The organism is Pseudomonas sichuanensis (assembly GCF_003231305.1).
GTDB lineage: Bacteria > Pseudomonadota > Gammaproteobacteria > Pseudomonadales > Pseudomonadaceae > Aquipseudomonas > Aquipseudomonas sichuanensis.
The window spans coordinates 48,200-73,346 of the sequence record NZ_QKVM01000003.1; the positions used below are offsets into that span (position 1 = coordinate 48,200).

A 25,147-nucleotide genomic window follows, 5' to 3' on the forward strand; every position below is an offset into this window, starting at 1 on the left:
ACATCATGCGTGAATTGATCCGTCTGGTTTCGAGTGCCGGTACCGGCCACTTCTACACCACCGACAAGAACAAGCGCACCACTCCGGACAAGATCGAGATCAAGAAATACGATCCGGTCGTCCGCAAGCACGTGGTGTACAAGGAAGCCAAGATCAAGTAATTGATCGGCAACCTGAAAAAACCCGCAACCGTAAGGTGGCGGGTTTTTTTATGCCTGCAGGAAAAGCGTGTTCAGCCTTTCGCGGGTAAACCCGCTCCCACAGGGGCCGCGCGAAACCTGAGCTTCACTGCAAGCCTGCAGGAAGCCCTTGCTCCCACAGCGTCGCGCCAAACCTGTGGGAGCGGGTTTACCCGCGAAGAAGCTGGCGCTTACTTCTGCTCGAACATCACATAGATCTTGCGGCACGGCTCCAGCACCTCCCAGGTGCCCTTGAAGCCCGCCGGGATCACGAAGCGATCACCGGCACGCAGGGTCTTGGCATTGCCTTCCTGGTCGCGCAGCACCGACACACCTTGCACGATCTCGCAGTATTCATGCTCGGTGTAGCTCACCGTCCACTGGCCCGCTTCACCTTCCCAGACGCCTGCGGCGAACTGCCCGCACGGGCTGGCATAGTGGTTGTAGACAGCCTGGTCAGGCTCGCCCTTGAGGATTTTCTCCGCCGCTGGGCGGTAGCGTTCGGCCTCGGTCAGAACCTGGGCGAAGTCGACGATGCTGGCGATACTCATGGTGGTTACCCTGTTGTTGTTTAATAAAATGAACATCAGTAGGCATTTGAGCCGTTCGTGTCAAATATATTGATAGTTTCCCCGCCCTGGTTTAGGGTGGCAGGTGCCCGTGTGCCTCGTCACCCGGCCAGAATTTCTGACAGCGCCCGTGAGTCCTCAGTGCGGCGTTGCACCTAAACAAGAGAGGAGTTTCCTATGACCACCCTGACTCGTGCGGACTGGGAACAGCGTGCCCAGCAACTGAAGATCGAAGGCCGCGCCTTCATCAACGGCGAATACACCGATGCCGCATCCGGTGAAACCTTCGACTGCCTGAGCCCGGTGGACGGACGCTTCCTGGCCAAGGTTGCCAGCTGCGACCTGGCCGATGCCAACCGCGCCGTCGAAAATGCCCGCGCGGTGTTCGAATCCGGCGTCTGGTCGCGCCTGGCGCCGGCCAAGCGCAAGGCCAAGCTGATCCGCTTCGCCGACCTGCTGCGCAAGCACGTCGAAGAGCTGGCCCTGCTCGAAACCCTCGACATGGGCAAGCCGATCGGCGACTCCTCCAGCATCGACGTGCCAGGTGCGGCCAGTGCCCTGCACTGGAACGCCGAAGCCATCGACAAAGTCTACGACGAAGTCGCGCCAACCCCGCACGACCAGCTCGGCCTGGTTACCCGTGAGCCGGTGGGTGTGGTCGGTGCCATCGTGCCGTGGAACTTCCCACTGCTGATGGCCTGCTGGAAACTCGGTCCGGCCCTGGCCACCGGTAACTCCATCGTCCTCAAGCCGTCGGAAAAATCGCCGCTGACCGCCATTCGCATCGCCCAGCTGGCGATCGAAGCCGGTATCCCGGCGGGCGTGCTCAACGTGCTGCCAGGCTACGGCCACACCGTGGGCAAGGCCCTGGCCCTGCACATGGACGTCGACACCCTGGTGTTCACCGGTTCGACCAAGATCGCCAAGCAGCTGATGATCTACGCCGGCGAGTCGAACATGAAGCGCGTCTGGCTGGAAGCCGGCGGCAAGAGCCCGAACATCGTCTTCGCCGACGCCCCGGACCTGCAAGCCGCCGCCGAGGCCGCCGCCAGCGCCATCGCCTTCAACCAGGGTGAAGTCTGCACCGCAGGTTCGCGTCTGCTGGTGGAGCGTTCGATCAAGGACAAGTTTCTGCCCATGGTGGTCGAGGCCCTCAAGGCCTGGAAGCCGGGCAACCCGCTGGACCCGGCAACCACCGTCGGTGCGCTGGTCGATACCCAGCAGATGAACACCGTGCTGTCGTACATCGACGCCGGTCACCAGGACGGCGCCAAGCTGCTGGCTGGCGGCAAGCGCATCCTCGAAGAGACCGGCGGCACCTACGTCGAGCCGACCATCTTCGACGGCGTGACCAACGCCATGAAGATCGCCCAGGAAGAAATCTTCGGCCCGGTGCTGTCGGTGATCACCTTCGACACCGCCGAAGAAGCCATCGCCATCGCCAACGACACCCCGTACGGCCTGGCGGCCGGCATCTGGACCTCGGACATTTCCAAGGCCCACAAGACCGCCCGCGCCGTGCGTGCCGGCAGCGTCTGGGTCAACCAGTACGACGGCGGCGACATGACCGCGCCGTTCGGTGGCTTCAAGCAGTCGGGCAACGGCCGTGACAAGTCGCTGCACGCGCTGGAGAAGTACACCGAGCTGAAGGCGACCTGGATCAAGCTGTAATCCGGTAACGCCTTTTCGCGGGGCAAGTCGCATCGGCGCACCGCCGCTCCCACGCAACCAAGCGCTGATGATTCATCATCAAACCCTTGGCGGCGCGGGAGCGGCGGTGCGCCGGTGCGACTTGCCCCGCGATGCTTTTTGCCTGATTTAACTGCCCGGGAGGCCACCATGCGTTGGGGAACCTATTTTGCCGTACTGGCGTCGGTGCTCAGTGTCGGGCTCGCGCTCGGCGTGAGCATGCCGCTGGTGTCCCTGCGCCTGGAGGGCTGGGGTTACGGCGGGTTCGCCATCGGCGTGATGGCGGCGATGCCGGCGCTGGGCGTGCTGGTCGGCGCCGCCGTGGCCAGCCGCCTGGCCGGTTGGGTCGGTGTACCGGCCGCCATGCGCCTGTGCCTGTGGGGCGGGGCGCTGTCGATCGGCCTGGTGGCGCTGCTGCCCAGCTACCCGCTGTGGCTGGCGCTGCGCCTGCTGATCGGCATGTCGCTGACCGTGGTGTTCATCCTCGGCGAAAGCTGGATCAACCAGCTGGTGGTCGAGCAATGGCGCGGGCGGCTGGTGGCGCTGTATGGCAGCAGCTATGCCCTGAGCCAGCTGGCCGGGCCGATGGTGCTGGGTTTTCTCGGCTCCAACGATGACTTCGGTTTCTGGGCGGCGACCGGGCTGCTGCTGGTTGCCCCGCTGATCCTTCTGGGTCGTAGCGGCGCACCCAGCACCGAGGCGTGCAGCGTTACCTTCCTCGACCTGTTCGCCTTCTGCCGACGGCTGCCGGTCATTGCTTGGGCCATCGCGCTGTTCGCGGCTTTCGAGGCCATGATCCTCACCCTGCTGCCGGTGTATTGCCTGCAGCAGGGCTTCACCACGGAAGTGGCGCTGTTCATGGTCAGCACCGTGGTGGTGGGCGATGCGGTGTTGCAGCTGCCGATCGGTGCGCTGGCAGATCGCATGTCGCGACGCACGTTGTTCAGTGGTTGCGCGCTGACTCTGCTGGTGTCGAGCCTGGCTATTCCATTGCTGCTGAACACGCCGCTGATCTGGCCCTTGTGGGTGCTGTTCGGGGCCAGTGCCGGAGGGTTGTTCACCCTGTCGCTGGTGTTGATCGGCGAGCGCTATCGCGATGATGAGCTGGTGCGGGCCAATGCCCACGTGGCGCAGCTGTGGGGTATCGGTTGCCTGCTCGGGCCGCTGCTGGCCGGGGCGGGTAGCCAGTGGGTCAGTGGGCATGCGTTGCTGCTGCTGATGGCGGTCGGGGCTGCGGGGTTGGTGGTGTTGACCCGGCGCAAGGATGCCTTCGAGCCAGCCTCTGCCTGATCGATTGCTATCGCGGGGCAAGCCCGCTCCCACGACCTGACCCAGGCTGCAATAGGAACTGCGTGGGAGCGGGCTTGCCCCGCGATAGGCCCTACAGCATCTTCTCCAGCCCCACCGCCTTGCTGATCCAGGCGTTGAAGCGTCGCCACATCCCCCCGGGCTCGGTCAGCAGCATATGCCGCTGGCCATTGTCCTCGGTGACCCACACCAGCTTCCCGCCCACCAGCTTCGGCTGGTAGCTCAACGCCGGCGCCATGCCCTGTACCGCCAGGTCGCGGGTGTACTCGGCCAACTCCGGGCTGTCCACCAGCACGCCGACCTCGGTGTTCCACAGCACCGACCGCGGGTCGAAGTTGAACGAGCCGATGAACGTCTTGCGCCGATCGAACACCATCGCCTTGCTGTGCAGGCTCGAGTCGGAGCTGCCGTGCAGGCGCAGGCCGCGCCGGACACTGTGGTCGCCGGGCTGGCGGCGCAGCTCGTACAACTGCACGCCATGTTCGAGCAGGGCGCGGCGGTAGGGCGCGTAACCGCCGTGTACCGCCGGTACGTCGGTGGCCTCCAGCGAATTGGTCAGTAGCTTGACCGAGGTCCCGGCGTCCGCACGGCTGGTCAGGTACAGCAAGCCGGGCTCACCCGGCACGAAGTAGGCCGACACCAGGATCAGCTCGTGCCGCACGCTGTTCAGGTCCGGCGCCAGTTGCTGGCTCATCAGCAATTGCGGGTCGGGTTCGTCGTCGGCCAGCACTTTGCTCGGCGCGTCCCACAGCGCCTGGCTGTGCGCCCAGATCAGCTCGTTGCGCCATACGTCCAGGCGGGGCTGTGCCTGGTAGGCCATCAGCCGGTCGTAAAGGGCTTTGCGTTTGATGCGTGCCTCGGCCAGGGACACTTCCAGGCGCTGGCGGCTGGCGCGCAGGTCTTCGGCATCGGGCTGCCACCACAGGTAGTCGCCGATCGGCCGGCTCAGGGCGCTGTTCCAGTACTGGTCGAAGCCGTGCCCGAGTTGCTCGGCCACCGGGCCTACACCCAACAGGTCGATGTCGGTGAAGTTGAGGTTGGGCTCGGCGTCGAAGTATTCGTCGCCCAGGTTGCGCCCGCCGACGATGGCCATGCTGTTGTCCACCAGGAACAGCTTGTTGTGCATGCGTCGGTGCTGGCGTGACAGGTTGAACAGCCGGCCCACGGCGCGCGTCACGCCGGTGCTGCGGCCAAGGTGCAGCGGGTTGAACACGCGGATCTGGATGTTCGGGTGGGCGGCCAGGGTGCCCATCAGGGTGTCGAGGCCGTCGCTGGTGGTGTCGTCGAGCAGGATGCGCACGCGCACACCGCGGTCGGCGGCGCGCAGCAGTTCGTGCACCAGGGCGCGGGTGCTGAGGCCGTCGTGGACGATGTAGTACTGCAGGTCGATGCTGGCCTGGGCGTTGCGGATCAGCTCGGCGCGGGCGCGGAAGGCCTCGTTGCTGTTGGGCAGCAGGCGAAAACCCGAACGCCCCTCGTAGGGCGCGGCCTGGCGCTGCACCGAGCGGCCGAACGCCGATTCACTGGCCGGCAGCGCGTGGCTGACATCACGAGGAGTCCCGGTGCTGGCGCAGCCTGACAGGCCGAGCAGCAGCACCAGCAGCAGGGGCAGGGTTGGCTGGTGTCTCAAGGGTGAATCGTCCTGTGCGACAGGGGCTTATGGGGTTGGACCGCGGCGGGCGGCGCAACGTTACCCGCCAGCGTGTTCGGCCACCAGTAGACGATGGGCGGTTTCCCCCACCTTGCGCACCGCGGCCTCGATCTGCGGCGTCGGCCGCGCGGCGAAGTTCATGCGCAGGCAATTGCGGTACTTGCCCGAGGCCGAGAAGATGCTGCCCACGGCGATCTGCACGCCCTGCTCCAGTAAAGCTCGGTTCAGGCGCAATGTATCGAAACTTTCCGGCAACTCCACCCACAGCATGAAGCCGCCCTGGGGCCTGCTGGCGCGGGTGCCTGCCGGGAAATAACGGGTCACCCAGTCGCACATCTGGTCGCGGCCGCGCTGGTACTGGCTGCGCATGCGCCGCAGGTGGGGCTGGTAGTGGCCCTCGGCGATGAAGTCGGCAATCGCCAGTTGCGCCTGGCAGGCGGTGCTGCCGGTGCTGATGTACTTCATGTGCAGCACCCGCTCCAGGTAGCGCCCCGGCGCTACCCAGCCGATACGCAGGCCCGGTGCCAGGGTCTTGGAGAACGAACTGCACAGCAGCACCCGGCCATCGTCGTCGAACGACTTGATGGTGGGCGGGCGCGGGTAGGTGTAGGCCAGGTCGCCATACACATCGTCTTCGAGGATCGCCACGTCGTAGCGCTGGGCGAGGGTGAGCAAGGCCTTCTTGCGCGCCTCGGGCATGATGTAGCCCAGCGGGTTGTTGCAGTTGGGGGTGATCTGGATGAGCTTGATCGGCCACTGCTCCAGGGCCAGCTCCAGCGCTTCGAGGCTGATGCCGGTGATCGGGTCGGTGGGGATCTCCAGCGCCTTCATGCCCAGGCCCTTGAGGGTCTGCATGGCACCGTGGAAGCTCGGCGAGTCGACCGCGACGATGTCCCCGGGTTGGCACACCGCGCGGATGCTGCACGACAGCGCCTCGTGGCAGCCGGTGGTCACCACCAGGTCGGCCGGGCCCAGGCGGCAGCCGGAATCGAGCATCAGCCGGGCGATCTGCTCGCGCAGTTGGGCATTGCCGTGGATGTTGTCGTAGTACAGGCCGGGCATGTCCTGGCGCCGGCTGAGCTGCGCCAGGCTGCGCAGCAGCGGCTTGAGCGTGGGGCTATCGACATCCGGCATGCCGCGGCCCAGCTGGATCACGTCCGGGCGCGGGGTGGCGCGTATCAGTTCCAGCACCTGTTCCCACTGGGAGATATCCACAGGCCGTTGCGCCGGGCGGCTGATGTCGGGCAGGGCAGGGAGGTTGCGGTCCTCGGCGACGAAGTAGCCGGACTTGGGCCGTGGCGACACCAGGCCGTTGTCCTCCAGCAGGCGATAGGCCTGCTGGACGGTGCTCAGGCTGACACCGTGTTCCACGCTCAGGGCGCGCACTGACGGCAGACGCTGACCGGGCCGGTACAGGCCCTGCTCGATGCGCGAGCCGAGCAGTTCGGCCAGGTTGAGGTAGAGAGTCACGGCATACTCCTGCGTATCTTGTGGGGCTGGACCGATACAGATTGCAGGAAAATACTCCATTCAGCCGACATTACGCCAATTCTGTATGGAAATAATAAATCTGTGTTGGGTCTGTATTGCTCATGCCCCGCACGCGCATGCTTTCTGCACGCTATGACGTGATCTGGAGGGTGCGCAAATGGGTGGCATGAGCGATGCACGGTTGCAACTGTTGGCCACGGAACTGGAGGCAGGGCAGCGGCCCAAGGTCTACTGCGCTCCGGCGGGGCTGGGGTGCTGGGGGCTCATGCTGCATCGCTGGCGCACCCGCAGGGCCTTGCTGCAGATGGAGGACTACCAGCTGCGCGACATCGGACTGACCTGGGAACAGGCGTGCCGCGAGGCGTACAAGCCGTTCTGGAAGGATTGAGGGATCAAGGTATTGGCTTGTCAGGGTTGGCCCTATCGCCGGCTTGCCGGCGATAGGGCCCCACACCCGATCACAGCAGCTCTTTGAGCCGGTACCAAAGCATCCCCAGCGCCAACAGCGGCGAGCGCATCAGCCTGCCGCCGGGGAAGGTCGGGTGCGGCACCTTGGCGAACAGGTCGAAACGCCCGCTCTGCTGGCCGCTGATGGCTTCGCCGAGCAGGCGCCCGGCCAGGTGGGTGGCGTTGACCCCATGCCCGGAGTAGGCCTGGGCGTAGTAGACGTTCGGCTGCCCGGCCAGGCGGCCGATCTGCGGCAGGCGGTTGGCGCCGATGCCGATCATCCCGCCCCACTGGTAGTCGATGCGCACGTCGGCCAGTTGCGGGAACACCTTGAGCATCTTCGGCCGCATGTAGGCGGCGATGTCCTGCGGGTCGCGCCCGGAGTAGTGGCAGGCACCACCGAACAGCAGGCGATGGTCGGCGGACAACCGGTAGTAGTCCAGGGCCACGCGCTGGTCGCACACCGCCATGTTCTGTGGCAGCAGCTGGCGTGCACGCTCCTCGCCCAGCGGCTCGGTGGCGATGATGTAGCTGCCGGCCGGCAGCACCTTGCCGCCCAGTTCGCGGTTGAGGTCGTTGTGGTAGGCGTTGCAGCACAGCACCAGGGTCTTGGCGCGGACCCGGCCCTGGGCGGTGTGCACTTTCACTTCAGGGCCGTACTCGATGCGGGCGACTTGCGACTGCTCGAACAACTGCACGCCCAGGCGGCTGGCGGCAGCCGCCTCACCGAGCGCCAGGTTGAGCGGGTGCAGGTGCCCCGAGCCCATGTCGATCAGGCCGCCGACATAGCGGTCGGAGCCGACCACCGAATGCATGTCGCCGGGCTGCACCAGGCGCAGTTCGTGGCGATAGCCCAAGCTGCGCAGTTCTTCGGCGTCCTCGGCAAAGCCTGCAAGCTCGGCGGGTTTGTTGGCCAGGTCGCAGTAGCCCCAGGTCAGGTCGCAGTCGATGGCGTGGCGCTCGACCCGTTCACGGACGATCTCCACGGCCTCCAGGCCCATCAAACGCATGCTGCGCACGCCGTCCTCGCCGATCACCGGGAGGAACTGCTCCAGGCCATGGCCGACCCCACGGATCAGTTGCCCACCGTTGCGCCCGCTGGCGCCCCAGCCGAGCTTGCGGGCTTCCAGGAGGATCACCGACAGGCCGCGCTCGGCCAGCTCGATGGCGGTGTTCAGGCCCGAATAGCCGCCACCGACGATGCACACATCGGCGCTGTGCTCGCCCTGCAGGTAGGGATGATCGGGGTGTGGCGCGCTGCTGGCGGCGTAGTAGGAGGCGGCGTGCTGCGCGCTGTGGATCATCTGTCGATTCCCGGGGCTGAGGCGAAAGGTGGAGAATAGGCAACTGGCCAATCGCGGGGCAAGCCCGCTCCCACGCCGCTATCTAGTCGTGGGAGCGGGCTTGCCCCGCGATTGGGCTTATAATTCAACCTCATTCCTCGCTCTGTCCTCCCCCATGTCCTGCAACCGCCACAAGATCCACTTCCTGCGCGAACTCATTCCCTCGTTCGAGTGCGTGCCCGGCTGCCACGACTGCTGTGGCCCGGTCACCACCTCGGCCGAAGAGATGGCGCGCCTGCCGCGTAAGACAGCGCAGGAGCAGGAAGCGGCCCTGGAGCACCTGAACTGCGTGCACCTGGGCCCGAACGGCTGCACGGTGTATGAAGAACGGCCAATGATCTGCCGCCTGTTCGGCACCACCCCGCGCCTGGCCTGCCCCCGCGGCCGCGGGCCTGAGCAGCCGATCGACCCGGCGGCCGAGCAGCTGGTGCACCAGTTCATCGCCACCACCCGGCAAGTGCTGGTCTGAACACGCCATACCTATTCGGGATTGCTGGGGCCGCTTCGCGCCCCTTTCGCGGCACGAGGCCGCTCCTACAAGTGATCGCGGTTTCCTGTAGGAGCGGCCTTGTGCCGCGAAAGGGCTGCCTGTCAATCCGGGATCGGCAGGCACAGGCTCTCTTTCACTTCTTCCATCACGATGTAGCTCTTCGACTCGCGCACGTGCGGCAGCTTGAGCAGGATGTCGCCCAGCAGCTTGCGGTACGAGGCCATTTCCGAGATGCGCGCCTTCACCAGGTAGTCGAAATCGCCCGACACCAGGTGGCACTCCAGCACGTGGGGCAGCTTGAGCACGGCGCGGCGGAACTCTTCGAAGGTGTCGCCGGACTTGTAGTCCAGGCTGATCTCGACGAACACCAGCAGGCTGCCCTTGAGGTGCTGTGGATTGAGCCGGGCGTTGTAGCCCATGATGATCCCCTCGCGCTCCAGGCGGCGCACGCGTTCGGTGCAGGGGGTGGTCGACAGCCCGACTTTCTCGCCCAGTTCGGTGAACGAGATGCGGCCGTCATTCTGCAGGATCCGCAGGATGTTGCGGTCGATCTTGTCCAGTTCACGCTTGCTCTGGTGCTGGGTTCTCATAGGGGATGCCCCTCCGTCAAAGGCAATTTTGCCGAGAATTCTCGCCAAATATAGGCGTTTATATAGTGAATTGCACTGGGCTGTCCTTCATACAATGCGCGCATCCATGCCATATCAACAAAAGACTGCGGCGAGCCGCGTGCGAGGGATGAACAATGCGAGTACTGGTACTAGGTAGCGGTGTGATCGGAACCGCCAGTGCCTACTATCTGGCCCGGCAAGGTTTCGAAGTCACGGTGGTCGACCGCCAGCCGGCGGTGGCCATGGAAACCAGCTTTGCCAACGCAGGCCAGATCTCGCCCGGCTATGCCTCGCCGTGGGCCGCGCCAGGCGTGCCGCTCAAGGCCATCAAATGGCTGCTGGAGCGCCACGCCCCACTGGCCATCAAGCTCACCGGCGACGTCGACCAGTACCTGTGGATGGCGCAGATGTTGCGCAACTGCACCGCCAGCCGCTACGCGGTGAACAAGGAGCGCATGGTGCGCCTGTCCGAGTACAGCCGCGACTGCCTCGACGAACTGCGTGCCGAAACCGGCATCGCATATGAGAACCGCAGCCTGGGCACCACCCAGCTGTTCCGCACCCAGGCCCAGGTGGATGCCGCTGCCAAGGACATCGCCGTGCTGGAGCAGTCCGGCGTGCCGTACGAGCTGCTCGACCGCGACGGCATCGCCCGCGTCGAGCCGGCCCTGGCCGGCGTGAAGGATATCCTTGCAGGCGCCCTGCGCCTGCCCAACGACCAGACCGGCGACTGCCAGCTGTTCACCACCAAGCTGGCCGACATGGCCGTCAAGCTGGGCGTCGAGTTCCGCTTCGGCCAGGACATCCAGCGCCTGGACTTCGCCGGTGACCGCATCAACGGCGTGTGGATCGACGGCAAGCTGGAAACCGCCGACCGCTACGTGCTGGCCCTGGGCAGCTACTCGCCGCAACTGCTCAAGCCGCTGGGCATCAAGGCCCCGGTCTACCCGCTCAAGGGCTACTCGCTGACCGTGCCGATCACCGATGGCGACATGGCGCCGACCTCGACCATCCTCGACGAAACCTACAAGGTGGCGATCACCCGTTTCGACAACCGCATCCGTGTTGGCGGCATGGCTGAGATCGCCGGTTTTGACCTGTCGCTGAACCCGCGTCGACGCGAAACGCTGGAGATGATCGTCAACGACCTTTATCCTCGCGGCGGCGACCTGAGCCAGGCGAGTTTCTGGACCGGCCTGCGCCCGGCCACCCCGGATGGCACGCCTATCGTCGGTGCCACCAAGTTCCGTAACCTGTTCCTCAACACCGGTCACGGCACCTTGGGTTGGACCATGGCGTGCGGTTCCGGCCGCCTGCTGGCCGACCTGATTGCCCGCAAGAAGCCGCAGATCAGCGCCGAAGGCCTGGACATCTCGCGCTACGGCAGCAGCCGCGAAGCTGCCGGCCAAGGCCAGCCGGCGCCGGCGCACCAGTAAGCGGGCGCCTGTACCGGCCTCTTCGCGGCTAAAGCCGCTCCCACAGAGATCGCGCTTGCTGTGGGAGCGGCTTCAGCCGCGAAGGGGCAAACACTGATCGACCTGTTCCCTCACCCCGGTGCGGTGGGTACCTACCCCCACTCGCCGCGCCGGGGCTTTACCGATAACCAGAACTGCCAGAAGGCTGCCGCCATGCGCCCCGCCCGTGCCCTGATCGACCTCCAAGCCCTCCGTCACAACTACCGCCTGGCCCGTGAGCTGACCGGCGTCAAGGCCCTGGCCGTGGTCAAGGCCGACGCCTACGGCCATGGCGCGGTGCGTTGCGCCCTGGCCCTGGAAACCGAGGCCGACGGTTTTGCCGTGGCCTGCATCGAGGAAGCCCTGGAGCTGCGCGCGGCCGGCATCAAGGCGCCGGTGCTGCTGCTCGAAGGGTTCTTCGAGGCCAGCGAGCTGGCGCTGATCGCCGAGCACGACCTGTGGTGCGTGGTGCATTCGCTGTGGCAGCTCGAAGCGCTGGAAAAGACCGCCGTGCACAAGCCGCTGACCATCTGGCTGAAGATGGACACCGGCATGCACCGGGTCGGCGTGCACCCCAAGGACTACCACAACGCCTACCAGCGCCTGCTGGCCAGCGGCAAGGTGTCGCGCATCGTGCTGATGAGCCACTTCGCCCGTGCCGACGAACTCGACGCCACGGCCACCGAGCAGCAGGTGGCGGTGTTCGAAGCTGCCCGCCAGGGCCTCAGTGCCGAGTGCAGCCTGCGCAACTCGCCGGCGGTGCTGGGCTGGCCGAGCATCAAGAGCGACTGGGTGCGCCCGGGCATCATGCTGTATGGCGCCACCCCGTTCGAGGTGGAGCAGGCCCAGGCCGCCCGCCTGCAACCGGTGATGACCCTGCAATCGCGAGTGATCAGCGTGCGCGAACTGCCGGCCGGTGAGCCGGTGGGCTATGGCGCCAAATTCGTCAGCCCTCGGCCGACCCGGGTCGGCGTGGTCGCCATGGGCTATGCCGACGGCTATCCGCGCCAGGCACCCACCGGCACGCCCGTGGTGGTCGCCGGCAAGCGCGCCCAGCTGATCGGCCGGGTGTCGATGGACATGCTCTGCATCGACCTCACCGAGGTGCCCGAGGCCACCATCGGCAGCCCGGTCGAGCTGTGGGGCAAGCAGGTGCTGGCCAGCGACGTGGCGCTGCAGGCCGGTACCATCCCGTACCAGATCTTCTGCAACCTGAAGCGCGTGCCACGGGACTATATCGGCGAATAAGGCGCCAAGGCTTTGTACGAAAAGTGCCTGCGCGACGATCATGCTGCGTTGAAAACAGGCTCGGAATGCTCATTTACAACCCGTAAACTCCGCTTCCTCGCCTGTTTTCGCCTTGCCTGATCGCCGCTCGGCGACTTTTCGTCCAAACCCGAAGCGGACAGGCTGCGGGGCGGTGTGTTGTAAATACTGAACGGCATTGCCATCATATCGTTCACACATCCCCCACCTGACCCTTCCTGGAGGCCCACGCTTTGGACGTCGGTGAACGACTGCAAGCCATCCGCAAGCTCAAGGGCCTGTCCCAGCGCGAACTCGCCAAACGCGCCGGGGTGACCAACAGCACCATCTCGATGATCGAGAAGAACAGCGTGAGCCCCTCCATCAGCTCCCTGCGCAAAGTGCTCAGTGGCATCCCCATGTCCATGGTCGAGTTCTTTTCGGTCGAACTGGCACCGGAAAGCCCGACGCAGATCGTCTACAAGGCCCACGAGCTGATCGACATCTCCGACGGCGCGGTGACCATGAAGCTGGTCGGCAAGTCGCACCCCAACCGTGCCATCGCCTTCCTCAACGAGGTCTACCCGCCCGGCGCCGATACCGGCGAAGAGATGCTCACCCATGACGGCGAAGAGACCGGCATCCTCCTGGAAGGCCGCCTGGAACTGGTGGTCGGCACCGAGATCTTCATCCTCGAAGCCGGCGACAGCTACTACTTCGAAAGCACTCGCCCGCACCGTTTTCGCAACCCGTTCGCCGAGCCTGCCCGGTTGATCAGCGCGGCCACCCCGTCGAACTTTTGATCCAGCGCAGTGCATTGATTCGCCAATACCCTTTCCCAGAGTGTGGTCGTTCCACGCTTTCAGGAGTGCCGCTATACTTTTCAACGCTCGCTATCCCGTGGCCGCGAGCGTGATTAGCCACCATGAGGGTGTACGTGTGAACCAAATCAAGAAGATGCTGGCCGTACCAGCAGCCGTATTCGCCCTTTGGGCAATGAGCGCAACCGCTGCGACCAACGACGAGATCGCCAAGCGCCTGGCGCCGGTTGGCCAAGTCTGCGTTCAGGGCCAGGAATGCAAGGGCATGGAAGTGGTCGCCAGCGCTGGCGGCGGCGGTGCCAAGACGCCGGACGACATCATCGCCAAGCACTGCAACGCCTGCCATGGCAGCGGCCTGCTGGGCGCTCCGAAGATCGGCGACACCGCAGCCTGGAAAGAGCGCGCCGACCACCAGGGCGGCCTCGACGGCATCCTGGCCAAGGCCATTACCGGGATCAACGCCATGCCGCCGAAGGGCACCTGCGCGGATTGCTCGGATGATGACCTTAAGGGTGCGATCAAGAAGATGTCCGGGCTCTGAACGCTGCTTGAATTACCGAAAGCCCGCCGCATGGCGGGCTTTTTCTTATCCGCTTGAACCATTATTCACTGGCATGCCCCCTCTAGCTGTAAGTCGCTACCAGCCTCACGCAGTGCTCAATAAAAACTGGCATTTTTGACAGTTGCGCAGCTTTTCGAACAGCGTTTCAATCAGGGTGTAGTGCGACTGCATGAAGCTGGACTAGGCAATCAGGGAAGTGTGCTTAAGTAAATGAGCTCTTGCGAGAATGCTAAATCCGTCCCCCTCCCTCCTGGAATAAAGCCTTTTCGCATTGATAAGTACTTTTCCTAGGTGTGAATACTGCGTCCAGTAATGATGCTCGATTTAACAGGATAAGTATCATGAAAAATATCGAAGAAAAAGCATTGTACTTTGGCCCTGGTACGAATTCGACCAGCGCGTCTGAAACGGGTCTTCCTATCCCCGATCTGGGCCTGGACAAACGATTCGCCGAATCCGGTGTCAAGTCGTTTGAAATCGATGGTGTTCCCGCTGGAAACGCGTTGACACTGATACCTTACCCTGCAGGTAAAGGTAGCTATGTCGTTAGCTATTATAATTATGTTGTTAGTGGTCTCTCGCGAAAAGCCGGGTTTACGATGTTTGACGAAAAGGGGGTGGTTGAACAGTCATTTGGTACAGGAGGTAGCTTGACCATTCAATTGGAGTCGAGAGGCTATACTGTTCCGAGGTCGACGTTCATAGACGCTAAAGGAAGATTAATCACGTATGCATTGTCCGCGTGGCGTGAAGGAATTTATCTTAAACAAGTCGCTTACTTGATATGCATGGATGGCGCGGGGAGGCTGGATGATGCCTTTGGAAATCAAGGCCTGCTGAATGTAGATGGGTTGTTGGCTTCGCATTTCATTCCTCTAAATCCAGAGTTTGAACAGGCCTACTGCAGCGGGGCGGTCTTCGACCCCTATGGAGGTTGCTACCTGATCGCTTTCCTTTACTCTAAGGTCAAGCAGGCAAGCCTGATAGTGCGACTCGATGCGAACGGAGCGATCGATAAGGAGTTTGGTAATCGTGGTGGCGTAATTGTAGGAAATCACGATGAACTTTCATATGGAAGAATGTTGATAGAGCTTGTTGTGCACGGAGCACGGCTAGTAGGCGTGTTCGCCTCGCCTGGTGATGCTGAATGGTCTGTTGTCCGCGCATTCAAATTAACGGGTGATGTCGACCTCAGTTATGGCAGTGCGGGTAAAGTTGAGCTTGAGGGATTCATTGCCAGGGGGTGTGCGCTACATTCCGATAATAGTCTCGGGGTGCTGGGCTATGTTCAGGCTTATGATCCACGTCGCGGAGCTGCGACTGTATGGGCTATCGATGAGGCCGGAGAAATCACAAAGCGTTTCACCACATTGTTTGTTCCCAAGCTAGATTCCCAATGGGACGCTGCTACGATGGCGGGGGATAGAATTTATTGTGGGGGATCGGACGTTTACCGTTCTTCGATGTTGGGTTGTTATCGGGCTGAGTCGGGAGAGTTGGATCATTCTTTCGCTGAGTATGGATACGGTATGCCCTCGCACACATCTACGACATTTTCTATGCCGCCCACACTAACGTCCCGTGGCTCATTGTTGGTGGCGTGTAATAGGAATGGTGTTGCGGCGGTGGTCGCTGTCGCAACGTCCTGAAAGGCTGATGAAGTATTGCGGCTCACGATTTCATTCTTGCACGACATCTGTTGTCTGTGCGGTTTGTGGTATTTCTGCAACGTTGGAGCAGCGGTAATTTATCTACCAACGAGTGGTAAACCTCTGGAGGCCGGATGTATTCAATCCGGCCTCCAGTACTACGCGTGCACTTCACCCATACCCATGAGCTGACTTCACCTTTTTCGATCTGATCAGCCACCGCTAATGTATAGGCGCGTGAGTAGTCTCGTGGCGTGCGCGTTAGGTTTCGCGCCACCTGATTGTCCAGGCACTCAGACTATGAACGTGTGAAGGCAACCAACGAGCCCGCCATTTGTCCAACCCACTGAACTCATGAGTGGCTCAGGAGGCGATGATGTTTCTCTGCTCGATCGATCAGGCCGTCGACCAAGTATTGACCCGCCTTCCTGCCCATATCCATGTTGGCCTGCCCCTGGGCCTGGGCAAACCCAACGCCTTCATCAACGCCCTGTACGCCCGGGTGCGCGACCTGCCGCAGCGCCGCTTGACGATCTACACCGCCTTGTCCCTCGGCCGTCCACCGCTCGGCGATGGCCTGCAACGGCGCTTCCTCGAACCCTTCGTCGAGCGCGTGTTCGCCGACTACGAAGAGCTCACCTACGTCGCCGACCTGCGCGCCGACAGCCTCCCGCCGAACATCCGCGTCGAGCAGTTCTTCATGCAGCCGGGCAGCCTGCTGCACAGCGTCTCGGCACAGCAGGACTACATCAGCAGCAACTACAGCCACGCCGCCCGTGACATCAACGCCAAGGGCCTGAACCTGGTAGCGCAGCTGGTGGCCGCCACGCCTGAACACCCGGATCGCCTGAGCCTCGCCTGCAATCCCGACATCACCCTCGACCTGCTGCCGATGATCGAAAAGCGCCGTGCGGCCGGCGAAACCATCCTGCTGCTCGGCCAGGTGCACAGCGAATTGCCCTACATGCCCGGCGACGCCGAGCTGGCCACTACCGATTTCGATCTGCTGATCGACGAGCCCGAGCAACGCCGACTGTTCTCCACGCCGAACATGCCGGTTACCACCCAGGACCACTGCATCGGCCTGCACGCCAGCAGCCTGGTGCGCGACGGCGGCACCCTGCAGATCGGCATCGGCGCCATGGGCGATGCCGTGGCGGCCGCCCTGCTGGCGCGCCAGGGCGACAACGACGGTTACCGGGCCCTGCTCGAGGCGTTGGATATCGGCCCGTGGCAGGTGCTGATCGAGCGGGAAGGGGGCCTGGATGCCTTCGCCCAGGGCCTGTACGGCTGCAGCGAGATGTTCGTCAACGGCCTGCTGGCCCTGGCCGAGGCCGGCGTGGTGCGACGCCCGGCGGACGAGCAGGGCGTGCTGGTGCATGGCGGTTTCTTCCTCGGCCCGCAGGCGTTCTACCAGCGCCTGCGCGAGATGCCGCTGGCGCAGCGCGCACAGTTCGCCATGACCCGCATCAGCTTCATCAACGAGCTGTACGGCCAGGAGGCACTGAAACGCCGCCAGCGCCGCGACGCGCGCTTCATCAACACGGCGTTCGGCATGACCCTGCTCGGCGCCGGTGTGGCCGACCAGCTGGAGGATGGCCGGGTGCTCAGCGGCGTGGGCGGGCAGTACAACTTCGTCGCCCAGGGCCATGCGCTGGAGGGCGGGCGCTCGATCCTGCTGCTGCGCAGCTGGCGCGAGGCGGGCGGTGAGGTCAGCTCCAACCTCTATTGGACCTACGGCCACTGCACGATTCCCCGGCACCTGCGCGATGTCGTGATCACCGAGTACGGCATCGCCGACCTGCGCGGGCAAACCGACAGCGAGGTGATTGCGCGGTTGCTGGCGATCAGTGATTCACGTTTTCAGGCCGAGCTGACGGCGCAGGCCAAGGCGGCGGGCAAACTGGCAAAGGATTTCGAGCTCGACGAGCGCTATCGCGACAATACTCCCGAGCGCCTGGAGGCGATCCGTGCGCGCCATGCACGGCTGTTCCCGGAGTACCCGCTGGGCAGCGACTTCACGGCCCAGGAGCGCGACCTGCTGCGGGCGCTGAACTGGTTGAAGAGCAAGTTCAAGCTGAGCGAGGTGCTGGAGCTGGGCAAGGCGGCGCTGGATGCGCCAGGGCCCGAGGGGTATGAGGCGCACCTGGTGCGCATGCAACTGGATCAGCCCAAGGGGCTGAAGGAAGAGCTGTACCAGCGGTTGCTGCTGGCGGGCCTCAAGGCCTCCAGGCAATAGCGGAACGTGGGAGCGGGCTTGCCCCGCGATGGCGTCAGCGCGGACAACATCGTCGTCTGATCTGACGCCATCGCGGGGCAAGCCCGCTCCCACGGGGCCATCAGTCGATGAAGGTGACCACGCCACCTTCCAGCGACTTCACCCGTGCCAGCGATTCAACGCGGTAGCCCTGGCTGTCCAGTTCGGCGCGGCCGCCCTGGAACGACTTCTCGATGACGATACCCAGGCCCGCCACGGTGGCGCCGGCCTGCTTGATGATCGAGATCAGCGCCTGGGACGCCTTGCCGTTGGCCAGGAAATCGTCGATCACCAGCACGCGGTCGCTGCTGTTGAGGTGGCGCGGCGAGACGGCCACGGTGTTCTCGGTCTGCTTGGTGAAGGAGTACACCGAGGCAGTCAGCAGGTTCTCGGTCAGGGTCAGCGACTGGTGCTTGCGGGCGAAGATCACCGGCACGCCGAGCTTCAGGCCGGTCATCACCGCCGGGGCAATGCCGCTGGCTTCGATGGTGACGATCTTGGTCACGCCCGAGTCGGCGAACAGACGGGCGAACTCGTCACCGATCAGTTGCATCAGCGCCGGGTCGATCTGGTGGTTGAGAAACGCATCGACTTTCAGGACCTGATCGGAAAGCACGATGCCTTCTTCGCGAATCTTCTGCTGCAGTGCTTCCACTGTGTGTCTCCGATGTAACAAAGGTGGCCGCAAATAGCGGCAAAGTTAAAGAGTAATGGTTGATCAGCGTTTGAGCATGGCCCGGATATCGGCCAGCGCGTTGTTGCCCCGCGCGGCTTTGACTTCGACCGGCGCATCGTCCAGGCCTTCCCAGGCCAGATCGTCCGGCGGCAGCTCATCGAGGAACCGGCTCGGCGTGCAGTCGATGATTTCGCCGTACTGCTTGCGCTTGGCGGCGAAGGTGAAGGCCAGGGTCTGGCGCGCGCGGGTGATGCCCACGTAGGCCAGGCGGCGTTCCTCTTCGATGGTGTCGGCCTCGATGCTCGAGCGGTGGGGGAGGATCTCCTCCTCCATGCCCATGATGAACACGTAGGGGAATTCCAGGCCCTTGGAGGCATGCAGGGTCATCATCTGCACGCCCTCGGCGTTCTCTTCCTCTTCCTGCTGGCGCTCGAGCATGTCGCGCAGCACCAGCTTGCCGATGGCGTCCTCGATGGTCATGTCACCCTCTTCGTCCTTCTCGAGGGTGTTCTTCAGCGCTTCGACCAGGAACCAGACGTTGCTGATGCGGAACTCCGCCGCCTTGTCGCTGGCGGTCTGCTGGCGGATCCAGTTCTCGTAGTCGATGTCGCGGATCATCTCGTGCAGCGCGGCGATCGGCTCGTCCAGGGCCACCTTGTGGCGCACCCCGTCGAGCCAGTGCTTGAAGCGCTGCAGGCGCTCGGTATAGCGCGCGTCCAGGTGCTCGCCCAGGCCCAGCTCCTCGCTGGCGGCGTACATCGACACGCCGCGCTCGGTGGCGTAGTTGCCGAGCTTTTCCAGGGTGGTCGAGCCGATCTCGCGGCGCGGCACGTTGATCACCCGCAGATAGGCGTTGTCATCGTCCGGGTTCACCAGCAGGCGCAGGTAGGCCATCAGGTCCTTGACCTCCTGGCGGCCGAAGAAGCTGTTGCCGCCGGACAGGCGATAGGGCACCTGGTGGTGCTGCAGCTTCAGTTCGATCAGCTTGGCCTGGTAGTTGCCGCGGTAGAGGATGGCGAAGTCGCTGTACGGGCGGTTGGTGCGCAGGTGCAGGGTGAGGATTTCCATGGCCACGCGTTCGGCCTCGGCTTCCTCGTTCTTGCAGCGGATCACGCGGATCTCGTCGCCCACGCCCATCTCGCTCCACAGCTGTTTCTCGAACGCGTGGGGGTTGTTGGCGATCAGCACGTTGGCGCAGCGCAGGATGCGGCTGGTGGAGCGGTAGTTCTGTTCGAGCATGACGATCTTCAGGGAGGGGTAGTCCTCCTTGAGCAGCATCAGGTTCTCCGGCCGCGCGCCCCGCCAGGCGTAGATCGACTGGTCGTCGTCGCCCACCACGGTGAACTGGTTGCGCATGCCGATCAGCATCTTCACCAGCAGGTACTGGCTGGCGTTGGTGTCCTGGTATTCGTCCACCAGCAGGTAGCGCACGCGGTTCTGCCAGCGCTCGAGCACTTCGGGGTGCTCCTGGAACAGCTTGACCGGTTGCAGGATCAGGTCGTCGAAGTCCACCGCGTTGAACGCCTTGAGCGTGCGCTGGTAGTGGGTATAGACAATGGCGGCGGTCTGCTCGCGCGGGTTGCGCGCTTTTTCCAGGGCCTCGGGCGGCAGGATCAGGTCGTTCTTCCAGGCACCGATCATGTTCTTGATCTCGTCGATGCCGTCGTCGCCGGAGTATTCCTTCTGCATGATGTCCGACAGCAACGCCTTGATGTCGGACTCGTCGAAGATCGAGAACCCCGGCTTGTAGCCCAGGCGCTCGTGCTCCTTGCGGATGATGTTCAGGCCCAGGTTGTGGAAGGTGCACACCGTCAGGCCACGGCCTTCCCCCGGACGCAGCAGGGTGCCGACACGTTCCTTCATCTCGCGGGCGGCCTTGTTGGTAAAGGTCATCGCCACGATGTACTGGGCACGGATGCCGCAGTTCTGGATGAGGTGGGCAATCTTGCGCGTGATCACGCTGGTCTTGCCGGAGCCTGCACCAGCGAGCACCAAAAGAGGGCCGCCAACGTAGTCTCGGGCTTCCTGTTGCCGGGGATTGAGTCGGGACATGCTAGAAACCGGGGGTCGCCAGAAAATAGCCGCGCATTCTAACAGGCATCAAGGGGTTGTGGCGCGACCGTCTGACGTGTGAGTCAACCTTTTACCGCCTGCCGGGCGGGGTTTTTCACGGCCTGGCAGGGCGATACTGCCAACCGCCATGCAAATCACCGAAATCCTGTTTGCCGGTTGCGCGGGTTTCGCGCAGGATGCACGTCAAAATGCGACGGGGCGCTGGTCAGGGACGGCCATGACTAAAAGTGAAAATCATTTTCATTTGTTGCGGTAGGATACACCGCCCCCGCCGTTCCACCGTCCACGCCTAAGGAGCCCGCTTGTCCACGCCCGCCGAACCCCTGCGTTTGCTGCTGTTGGCCGATGAGCCGGAATGGGCCGCACGCTTGCGCGAATGCCTGCAGCCTCTGGGTGGGAGCGCGGTGCTGCTGACCGCACCGAACTGGGCAGCGGTCGACAGCCTGTTCGCCAACGACCGGCAGGCCGTGGTGCTGGCCACCCCCGAGTTGCAGCCAGCCCCAGGGCGTTGCGAGCTGCCGACCATCCTGCTGCTCGAGCAGGAACCTGCGGCTACACCGGTGGGCGTCAGCGACTGGCTGGTGCTGGCGCAGCTGGGTACCGACACCCTGCGTCGCTCCCTGCGCCATGTGCGCGAGCGCGGCGTACTGGTCGCCACCCTGCAACGCCTGGCCGAGCAGGACCCGCTGACCGGCATTGCCAACCGCCAGGGCTTCCAGGCCTTGCTGACCACGCGCCTGGCCGAAAACGAAGGCCGCGGCCTGGCCCTGGGCCACCTCGACCTCGACAACTTCCGTCACGTCAACGATGCCCTGGGCCACCAGGGCGGCGATCGCCTGATCCTGCAGGTGGTGGCGCGGCTCAAGAGCCAGCTCGAAGCCACCGACCAGCTGGCGCGCCTGGGCAGTGACGAGTTCGCCCTGCTGATCGACACCCGGCGTGACGCCAACCGCGCCGAATGGATCGCCGAACGCATCACCGAGGCCCTGACCGAGCCCTACTGGATCGACGGCGAGAGCCTGCTGCTCGGCTGCAGCCTGGGCATTGCCCACGCCCGCGCCCAGGCCGGCGCCGACCCGCTGATGTGGCATGCGCACATCGCCATGCGCCAGGCCAAGGGCAGCCAGGGTTGCACCTTCCATGTGTTCAACGAGCGCATCAACCGCAACGCGCGCAGCCTCGCCGACCTGGAAAGCGAGCTGCGCCGCGCCCTGCGCCGCGACGAGCTGGAACTGCACTACCAGCCACGGCTGAACCTCACCGACGGCCGTATCGTCGGCCTCGAGGCCCTGGTGCGCTGGAACCATCCGGAGCGCGGCCTGCTGCCGCCCAGCGAGTTCGTGCCGCTGGCCGAGCAGAGCGGGTTGATCGTGCCGCTGGGCTACTGGGTGATCTCCCGTGCCCTGAGCGATATGCAGGCCTTGCGCGAACGCGGCCTGGCGCCGCTGCACATGGCGGTGAACCTGAGCTTCCGTCAGTTCCAGGACAGCCAGTTGCTGGCCACCCTGAGCCGGCTGATCGTCGAGCACGGCGTCGATGCGCGCTGGCTGGAATTCGAATTGACCGAAACCGCGGTGATGCGCCGCAATGAGCTGGTGCGCCAGACCATGGATGCCCTCGGGCGCCTCGGTGTACGTTTCTCGCTGGATGACTTCGGCACGGGCTTCTCCTCGTTCGTGCACCTCAACAGCCTGCCGATCACCCTGCTCAAGGTCGACCGCAGCTTCGTCGGCGGCATGGAGCAGCGCGAAGAGAACCGCAAGCTGGTGCACGCGATGATCAACCTGGCGCACAACCTCAACCTGGAGGTGGTGGCCGAAGGGGTCGAGAGCGAGGAGCAGATGGCGTTGCTGCGCGAGTTCGGCTGTGACCAGGTGCAAGGCTTCCTGGTCAGCCGGCCGCTGCCGGTGGCGGAGTTGATCGAGTACCTGTTGCAGATCGAGAAGCCGAAGCGGGTGGAAGTCCTCTGAACCGCAATCGCGGGGCAAGCCCGCTCCCACGTCGAACAGCGTGGGAGCGGGCTTGCCCCGCGATCAGGCCGAGACAGCGGCGTTCACACCTGCGCCCCGGCCAATCATCCGCTTCATCCGCCATTCAAAGGCAAACGTCAGCGCCACCGACGCACAGGCCAGCCCCAGCGCCAGCCCCCACCAGATCCCCGGCGCCCCACCGCCGAGGGTGAAGGCGAACAACCAGGCACTCGGCGCCCCCACCAGCCAGTAGCACACCGCGCCGATCAGGAAGGTGGTGCGGGCATCCTTCAAGCCCCGGATCGAGCCCATGGCGATGGTCTGCACGCCGTCGAACAGCTCGAACCAGGCCGCCACCATCACCAGTTGCACCGCCAGCTGGAAGATCGGCGCAAAGGCCGGGTCGTCACGGTTGACCAGCAAGCCCACCAGGTTGTCCGGCAGCAGCAGGAACAGCGCGGCAAAGCCAAGCATCAGCGTGGCACCGAAACCGATCCCGACACGCCCGGCACTGCGCGCCGCCAGCAAGTTGCCGGCGCCGTAGTACAGGCCGACGCGCATGGTCACCGCATACGAAAGCCCGGTCGGCACCATGAACGCGGTCGAGACGATCTGCAGGGCGATCTGGTGCGCCGCAAGCTCGGTACTGCCAAGCACGCCCATGCACAGCGCGGCGAAGGCGAACAGCCCGACCTCGACCATGTAGGTGCCGCCGATCGGCAGGCCCAGGCGCCACAGCTCGCGCAGCGCCGGCAGCGAAGGGCGCATCAGGCCCTTGCGCAGCGGGTAGGCGGCATAGGCCTTGTGCCAGCGGATGTACAGCGCCAAGGCGATGGCCATGCCCATCGACACCACCGCGGTGACCAGGCCGATGCCCATCAGGCCCAGCTTGGGCAGGCCGAACATACCCTCGATCAGCGCATGGTTGAGCAGGTAGTTGAGCACGGTGCCCACCAGGCTGATGACCATCACCGGCGTGGAGCGCCCCAGCGCACTGGTGAAGCCGCGCAGGGCCATGAACGTCAGGTAGCCGGGCAGGGCCAGCGGCAGCAGGGTGAGAAACTGCATGGCCGCGTCGACGTTCTCCGGCCGCTGGCCGAACAGCAGCAGCGCGGGCTTGAGGTTCCACAGCACCAGCGCCGCCGCCAGGGCCAGGCCCCAGGCCAGCCACAGGCCGCTCTGGGCCAGGCGGGTGGCACCTTCGATGTCGTTGGCGCCCTTGCGGATCGCCACCAGCGTGCCGACCGCGGCGATTATCCCCAGGCAGAAGATCGATACGAACGAATAGCTCGCCGCCCCCAGCCCGCCACCTGCCAGCGCCTGCGGGCTGATGCGGGCCATCATCAAGGTGTCGGTGAGCACCATCAGCATGTGCGCCAACTGCGAGGCGATCAGCGGCCCGGCCAGGCGCAGCAAAGCCTTGAGTTCAGTGGTGGGCGCGACGTGCATGGGCTTGTCCTTGTGGGGGGAGCAATGAGCGAGCGGTCGATTCTGAGGCTTCGGTCAGCTTTGCACAAAAGGATAAATGCGATCACTGCCATGAGTCTGACTCATGTATGTATGATCCAGTGCACTGCCTCCACGGCCCCGCATGCCAGGTACGCCATGTCCCGCCAGCTCCCTCCGCTGTATGCGCTTCGCGCATTTGAAGTCGCCGCGCGGCTGAGCTCCTTCACCCGCGCCGGTGTCGAACTGTCGATCACCCAGAGCGCGGTCAGCCGGCATATCCGCACGCTCGAAGAGCACTTCGCCTGCCGCCTGTTCGTGCGCAGCGGCCGCAGCCTGCAACTGACCGAGGCCGCGCGGGTGCTGCTGCCCGGCGTACGCGACGGCTTCGCCGCGCTGGAGCGAGCCTGCGAGACCTTGCGCGGCGAAGACGACATCCTGCGCATGAAGGCGCCGTCCACCCTGACCATGCGCTGGCTGCTGGCGCGCCTGAGCCGCTTTCGCCACCTGCAGCCGGGCAACGAAGTGCAACTGACCAGTGCCTGGATGGACGTCGACCACGTGGACTTCAACCAGGAGCCGTTCGACTGTGCGGTGCTGCTCAGCGACGGCAATTTCCCGGCCGACTGGGAGGTACGCCGGCTGTTCAGCGAGCTGCTGATCCCGGTGGGGGCGCCGGACCTGCTCGACGATGCGCCCTGGGATGAGCGGCGGCTGGCCGGCATCGAACTGCTGCACCCCACCCCCGACAAGCGTGACTGGCGTGCCTGGCTGGCGCGCATGGGGCTCACTGACAAGGTGTCGCTCAAGGGCGGGCAGGTGTTCGACACCCTGGAGCTGGGCATGATCGCGGCTGCCCGTGGGTACGGGATCTCCATGGGCGACCTGCTGATGGTGGCCGAGGATGTGGCCCAGCGGCGCCTGAGCCTGCCCTGGCCGACGGCGGTGGCCAGCGGGCTGGATTATTACCTGGTGTGGCCCAGGACCCGGCCGGGGGGCGAGCGGTTGCGCAGGTTGAGCGGGTTTTTGCAGGAGGAGGCGGTGGGGATGGATTTGCCGGACGTGCAGATACTTGCAGCGCAAGTGTCATAGCCATCGCGGGGCAAGCCCGCTCCCACAGGGATCGCGCCAGCTTCCAAAAAATGAGCAAGACAGTTGCTCCCAGAGGCTGCGTGGGAGCGGGCTTGCCCCGCGATGGGCGGCTGCCGCCCAACCC

At 64.4% G+C, this 25,147-nt stretch carries 21 protein-coding genes; 13 read left to right on the top strand and 8 right to left on the bottom strand.

What is annotated here, in order from left to right:
* Positions 1-5 precede the first annotated feature (5 nt).
* Positions 6-161, top strand: coding sequence for a 50S ribosomal protein L33 (gene rpmG / locus DM373_RS02275; RefSeq protein ID WP_003253507.1), 156 nt, complete (start codon positions 6-8; stop codon positions 159-161).
* 209 nt (positions 162-370) lie between these two features.
* On the opposite strand, the gene DM373_RS02280 is transcribed toward rpmG, so the two are convergent.
* A complete protein-coding gene (locus tag DM373_RS02280; protein ID WP_110992008.1) occupies positions 371-730 on the bottom strand; it encodes a cupin domain-containing protein in 360 nt (119 codons plus the stop codon).
* A 195-nt stretch (positions 731-925) separates the two neighbouring features.
* On the opposite strand from DM373_RS02280, the gene DM373_RS02285 reads away from it, so the two are divergent.
* Both DM373_RS02285 and DM373_RS02290 read left to right on the top strand, forming a co-directional pair.
* Positions 926-2,419, top strand: a complete 1,494-nt coding sequence (locus DM373_RS02285) for an aldehyde dehydrogenase (protein WP_110992009.1) — start codon at positions 926-928, stop codon at positions 2,417-2,419.
* Between the two features lie 168 nt (positions 2,420-2,587).
* Complete coding sequence (locus tag DM373_RS02290; RefSeq protein ID WP_110992010.1) at positions 2,588-3,727, top strand: MFS transporter; 1,140 nt, start codon at positions 2,588-2,590, stop codon at positions 3,725-3,727.
* 91 nt (positions 3,728-3,818) lie between these two features.
* On the opposite strand, the gene DM373_RS02295 is transcribed toward DM373_RS02290, so the two are convergent.
* Together DM373_RS02295 and DM373_RS02300 are read right to left on the bottom strand one after the other, a co-directional pair.
* On the bottom strand, positions 3,819-5,375 hold the full coding sequence (locus tag DM373_RS02295) for a phospholipase D family protein (protein ID WP_110992011.1): 1,557 nt from the start codon (positions 5,373-5,375) through the stop codon (positions 3,819-3,821).
* Positions 5,376-5,435: 60 nt separating this feature from the next.
* Positions 5,436-6,866: an aminotransferase-like domain-containing protein gene (locus tag DM373_RS02300; RefSeq protein WP_167409786.1), complete on the bottom strand. Its 1,431-nt coding sequence runs from the start codon at positions 6,864-6,866 to the stop codon at positions 5,436-5,438.
* A 178-nt stretch (positions 6,867-7,044) separates the two neighbouring features.
* Between DM373_RS02300 and DM373_RS02305 the strand changes: the two genes are divergently transcribed.
* On the top strand, positions 7,045-7,275 hold the full coding sequence (locus DM373_RS02305; protein WP_110992013.1) for a DUF1127 domain-containing protein: 231 nt from the start codon (positions 7,045-7,047) through the stop codon (positions 7,273-7,275).
* A gap of 70 nt (positions 7,276-7,345) precedes the next feature.
* Here DM373_RS02305 and DM373_RS02310 read toward each other — a convergent pair whose 3' ends face one another.
* The gene (locus DM373_RS02310) at positions 7,346-8,638 is read right to left on the bottom strand and encodes an NAD(P)/FAD-dependent oxidoreductase (protein WP_110992014.1); all 1,293 of its coding nucleotides are present in this window, start codon (positions 8,636-8,638) and stop codon (positions 7,346-7,348) included.
* A gap of 154 nt (positions 8,639-8,792) precedes the next feature.
* On the opposite strand from DM373_RS02310, the gene DM373_RS02315 reads away from it, so the two are divergent.
* The gene (locus DM373_RS02315) at positions 8,793-9,146 is read left to right on the top strand and encodes a YkgJ family cysteine cluster protein (RefSeq protein ID WP_110992015.1); all 354 of its coding nucleotides are present in this window, start codon (positions 8,793-8,795) and stop codon (positions 9,144-9,146) included.
* 122 nt (positions 9,147-9,268) lie between these two features.
* On the opposite strand, the gene dadR is transcribed toward DM373_RS02315, so the two are convergent.
* Positions 9,269-9,757, bottom strand: coding sequence for a transcriptional regulator DadR (gene dadR, locus DM373_RS02320; protein WP_003258963.1), 489 nt, complete (start codon positions 9,755-9,757; stop codon positions 9,269-9,271).
* A gap of 155 nt (positions 9,758-9,912) precedes the next feature.
* Here dadR and dadA point away from each other — a divergent pair, with 155 nt between their 5' ends.
* The 6 genes from dadA (at position 9,913) to DM373_RS02345 (ending at position 17,748) form a co-directional block, all read left to right on the top strand.
* Positions 9,913-11,214 carry a D-amino acid dehydrogenase gene (dadA, locus tag DM373_RS02325; RefSeq protein ID WP_110992016.1) on the top strand — a complete coding sequence of 434 codons (1,302 nt, stop codon included), beginning with the start codon at positions 9,913-9,915 and terminating at the stop codon, positions 11,212-11,214.
* Between the two features lie 192 nt (positions 11,215-11,406).
* Entirely contained in the window at positions 11,407-12,480 is a 1,074-nt protein-coding gene (alr, locus tag DM373_RS02330) for an alanine racemase (RefSeq protein WP_110992017.1), read from the top strand.
* A 251-nt stretch (positions 12,481-12,731) separates the two neighbouring features.
* Complete coding sequence (locus DM373_RS02335) at positions 12,732-13,280, top strand: cupin domain-containing protein (RefSeq protein WP_110992018.1); 549 nt, start codon at positions 12,732-12,734, stop codon at positions 13,278-13,280.
* A gap of 154 nt (positions 13,281-13,434) precedes the next feature.
* The gene (locus DM373_RS02340; protein WP_110992137.1) at positions 13,435-13,839 is read left to right on the top strand and encodes a c-type cytochrome; all 405 of its coding nucleotides are present in this window, start codon (positions 13,435-13,437) and stop codon (positions 13,837-13,839) included.
* Between the two features lie 362 nt (positions 13,840-14,201).
* Positions 14,202-15,509 (top strand): hypothetical protein, encoded by a 1,308-nt coding sequence (locus DM373_RS28655; protein WP_157966805.1) that lies wholly within the window; start codon positions 14,202-14,204, stop codon positions 15,507-15,509.
* 376 nt (positions 15,510-15,885) lie between these two features.
* Complete coding sequence (locus DM373_RS02345) at positions 15,886-17,748, top strand: acetyl-CoA hydrolase/transferase C-terminal domain-containing protein (protein ID WP_110992019.1); 1,863 nt, start codon at positions 15,886-15,888, stop codon at positions 17,746-17,748.
* 100 nt (positions 17,749-17,848) lie between these two features.
* Here the strand turns inward: DM373_RS02345 and xpt are convergent, their stop codons facing one another.
* Together xpt and rep are read right to left on the bottom strand one after the other, a co-directional pair.
* Positions 17,849-18,421: a xanthine phosphoribosyltransferase gene (xpt, locus tag DM373_RS02350; protein ID WP_110992020.1), complete on the bottom strand. Its 573-nt coding sequence runs from the start codon at positions 18,419-18,421 to the stop codon at positions 17,849-17,851.
* Positions 18,422-18,484: 63 nt separating this feature from the next.
* Positions 18,485-20,494: a DNA helicase Rep gene (gene rep / locus DM373_RS02355; protein ID WP_110992021.1), complete on the bottom strand. Its 2,010-nt coding sequence runs from the start codon at positions 20,492-20,494 to the stop codon at positions 18,485-18,487.
* A 323-nt stretch (positions 20,495-20,817) separates the two neighbouring features.
* Here rep and DM373_RS02360 point away from each other — a divergent pair, with 323 nt between their 5' ends.
* Positions 20,818-22,485, top strand: a complete 1,668-nt coding sequence (locus DM373_RS02360; protein WP_110992022.1) for a putative bifunctional diguanylate cyclase/phosphodiesterase — start codon at positions 20,818-20,820, stop codon at positions 22,483-22,485.
* A 63-nt stretch (positions 22,486-22,548) separates the two neighbouring features.
* On the opposite strand, the gene DM373_RS02365 is transcribed toward DM373_RS02360, so the two are convergent.
* Entirely contained in the window at positions 22,549-23,934 is a 1,386-nt protein-coding gene (locus DM373_RS02365; protein WP_110992023.1) for a NorM family multidrug efflux MATE transporter, read from the bottom strand.
* A gap of 156 nt (positions 23,935-24,090) precedes the next feature.
* On the opposite strand from DM373_RS02365, the gene DM373_RS02370 reads away from it, so the two are divergent.
* Positions 24,091-25,023 (top strand): LysR substrate-binding domain-containing protein, encoded by a 933-nt coding sequence (locus tag DM373_RS02370; RefSeq protein ID WP_110992024.1) that lies wholly within the window; start codon positions 24,091-24,093, stop codon positions 25,021-25,023.
* Positions 25,024-25,147 lie beyond the last annotated feature (124 nt).

Excerpts from the sequence above, each read along its gene's own strand:
- rpmG (WP_003253507.1), top strand. The coding sequence starts at position 6 with ATGCGTGAATTGATCCGTCTGGTTTCGAGTGCCGGTACCGGCCACTTC.
- DM373_RS02280 (WP_110992008.1), bottom strand. The coding sequence starts at position 730 with ATGAGTATCGCCAGCATCGTCGACTTCGCCCAGGTTCTGACCGAGGCC.
- DM373_RS02285 (WP_110992009.1), top strand. The coding sequence starts at position 926 with ATGACCACCCTGACTCGTGCGGACTGGGAACAGCGTGCCCAGCAACTG.
- DM373_RS02290 (WP_110992010.1), top strand. The coding sequence starts at position 2,588 with ATGCGTTGGGGAACCTATTTTGCCGTACTGGCGTCGGTGCTCAGTGTC.
- DM373_RS02305 (WP_110992013.1), top strand. The coding sequence starts at position 7,045 with ATGGGTGGCATGAGCGATGCACGGTTGCAACTGTTGGCCACGGAACTG.
- DM373_RS02310 (WP_110992014.1), bottom strand. The coding sequence starts at position 8,638 with ATGATCCACAGCGCGCAGCACGCCGCCTCCTACTACGCCGCCAGCAGC.
- DM373_RS02315 (WP_110992015.1), top strand. The coding sequence starts at position 8,793 with ATGTCCTGCAACCGCCACAAGATCCACTTCCTGCGCGAACTCATTCCC.
- dadR (WP_003258963.1), bottom strand. The coding sequence starts at position 9,757 with ATGAGAACCCAGCACCAGAGCAAGCGTGAACTGGACAAGATCGACCGC.
- dadA (WP_110992016.1), top strand. The coding sequence starts at position 9,913 with ATGCGAGTACTGGTACTAGGTAGCGGTGTGATCGGAACCGCCAGTGCC.
- alr (WP_110992017.1), top strand. The coding sequence starts at position 11,407 with ATGCGCCCCGCCCGTGCCCTGATCGACCTCCAAGCCCTCCGTCACAAC.
- DM373_RS02340 (WP_110992137.1), top strand. The coding sequence starts at position 13,435 with ATGCTGGCCGTACCAGCAGCCGTATTCGCCCTTTGGGCAATGAGCGCA.
- DM373_RS28655 (WP_157966805.1), top strand. The coding sequence starts at position 14,202 with ATGAAAAATATCGAAGAAAAAGCATTGTACTTTGGCCCTGGTACGAAT.
- DM373_RS02345 (WP_110992019.1), top strand. The coding sequence starts at position 15,886 with ATGTTTCTCTGCTCGATCGATCAGGCCGTCGACCAAGTATTGACCCGC.
- rep (WP_110992021.1), bottom strand. The coding sequence starts at position 20,494 with ATGTCCCGACTCAATCCCCGGCAACAGGAAGCCCGAGACTACGTTGGC.
- DM373_RS02365 (WP_110992023.1), bottom strand. The coding sequence starts at position 23,934 with ATGCACGTCGCGCCCACCACTGAACTCAAGGCTTTGCTGCGCCTGGCC.
- DM373_RS02370 (WP_110992024.1), top strand. The coding sequence starts at position 24,091 with ATGTCCCGCCAGCTCCCTCCGCTGTATGCGCTTCGCGCATTTGAAGTC.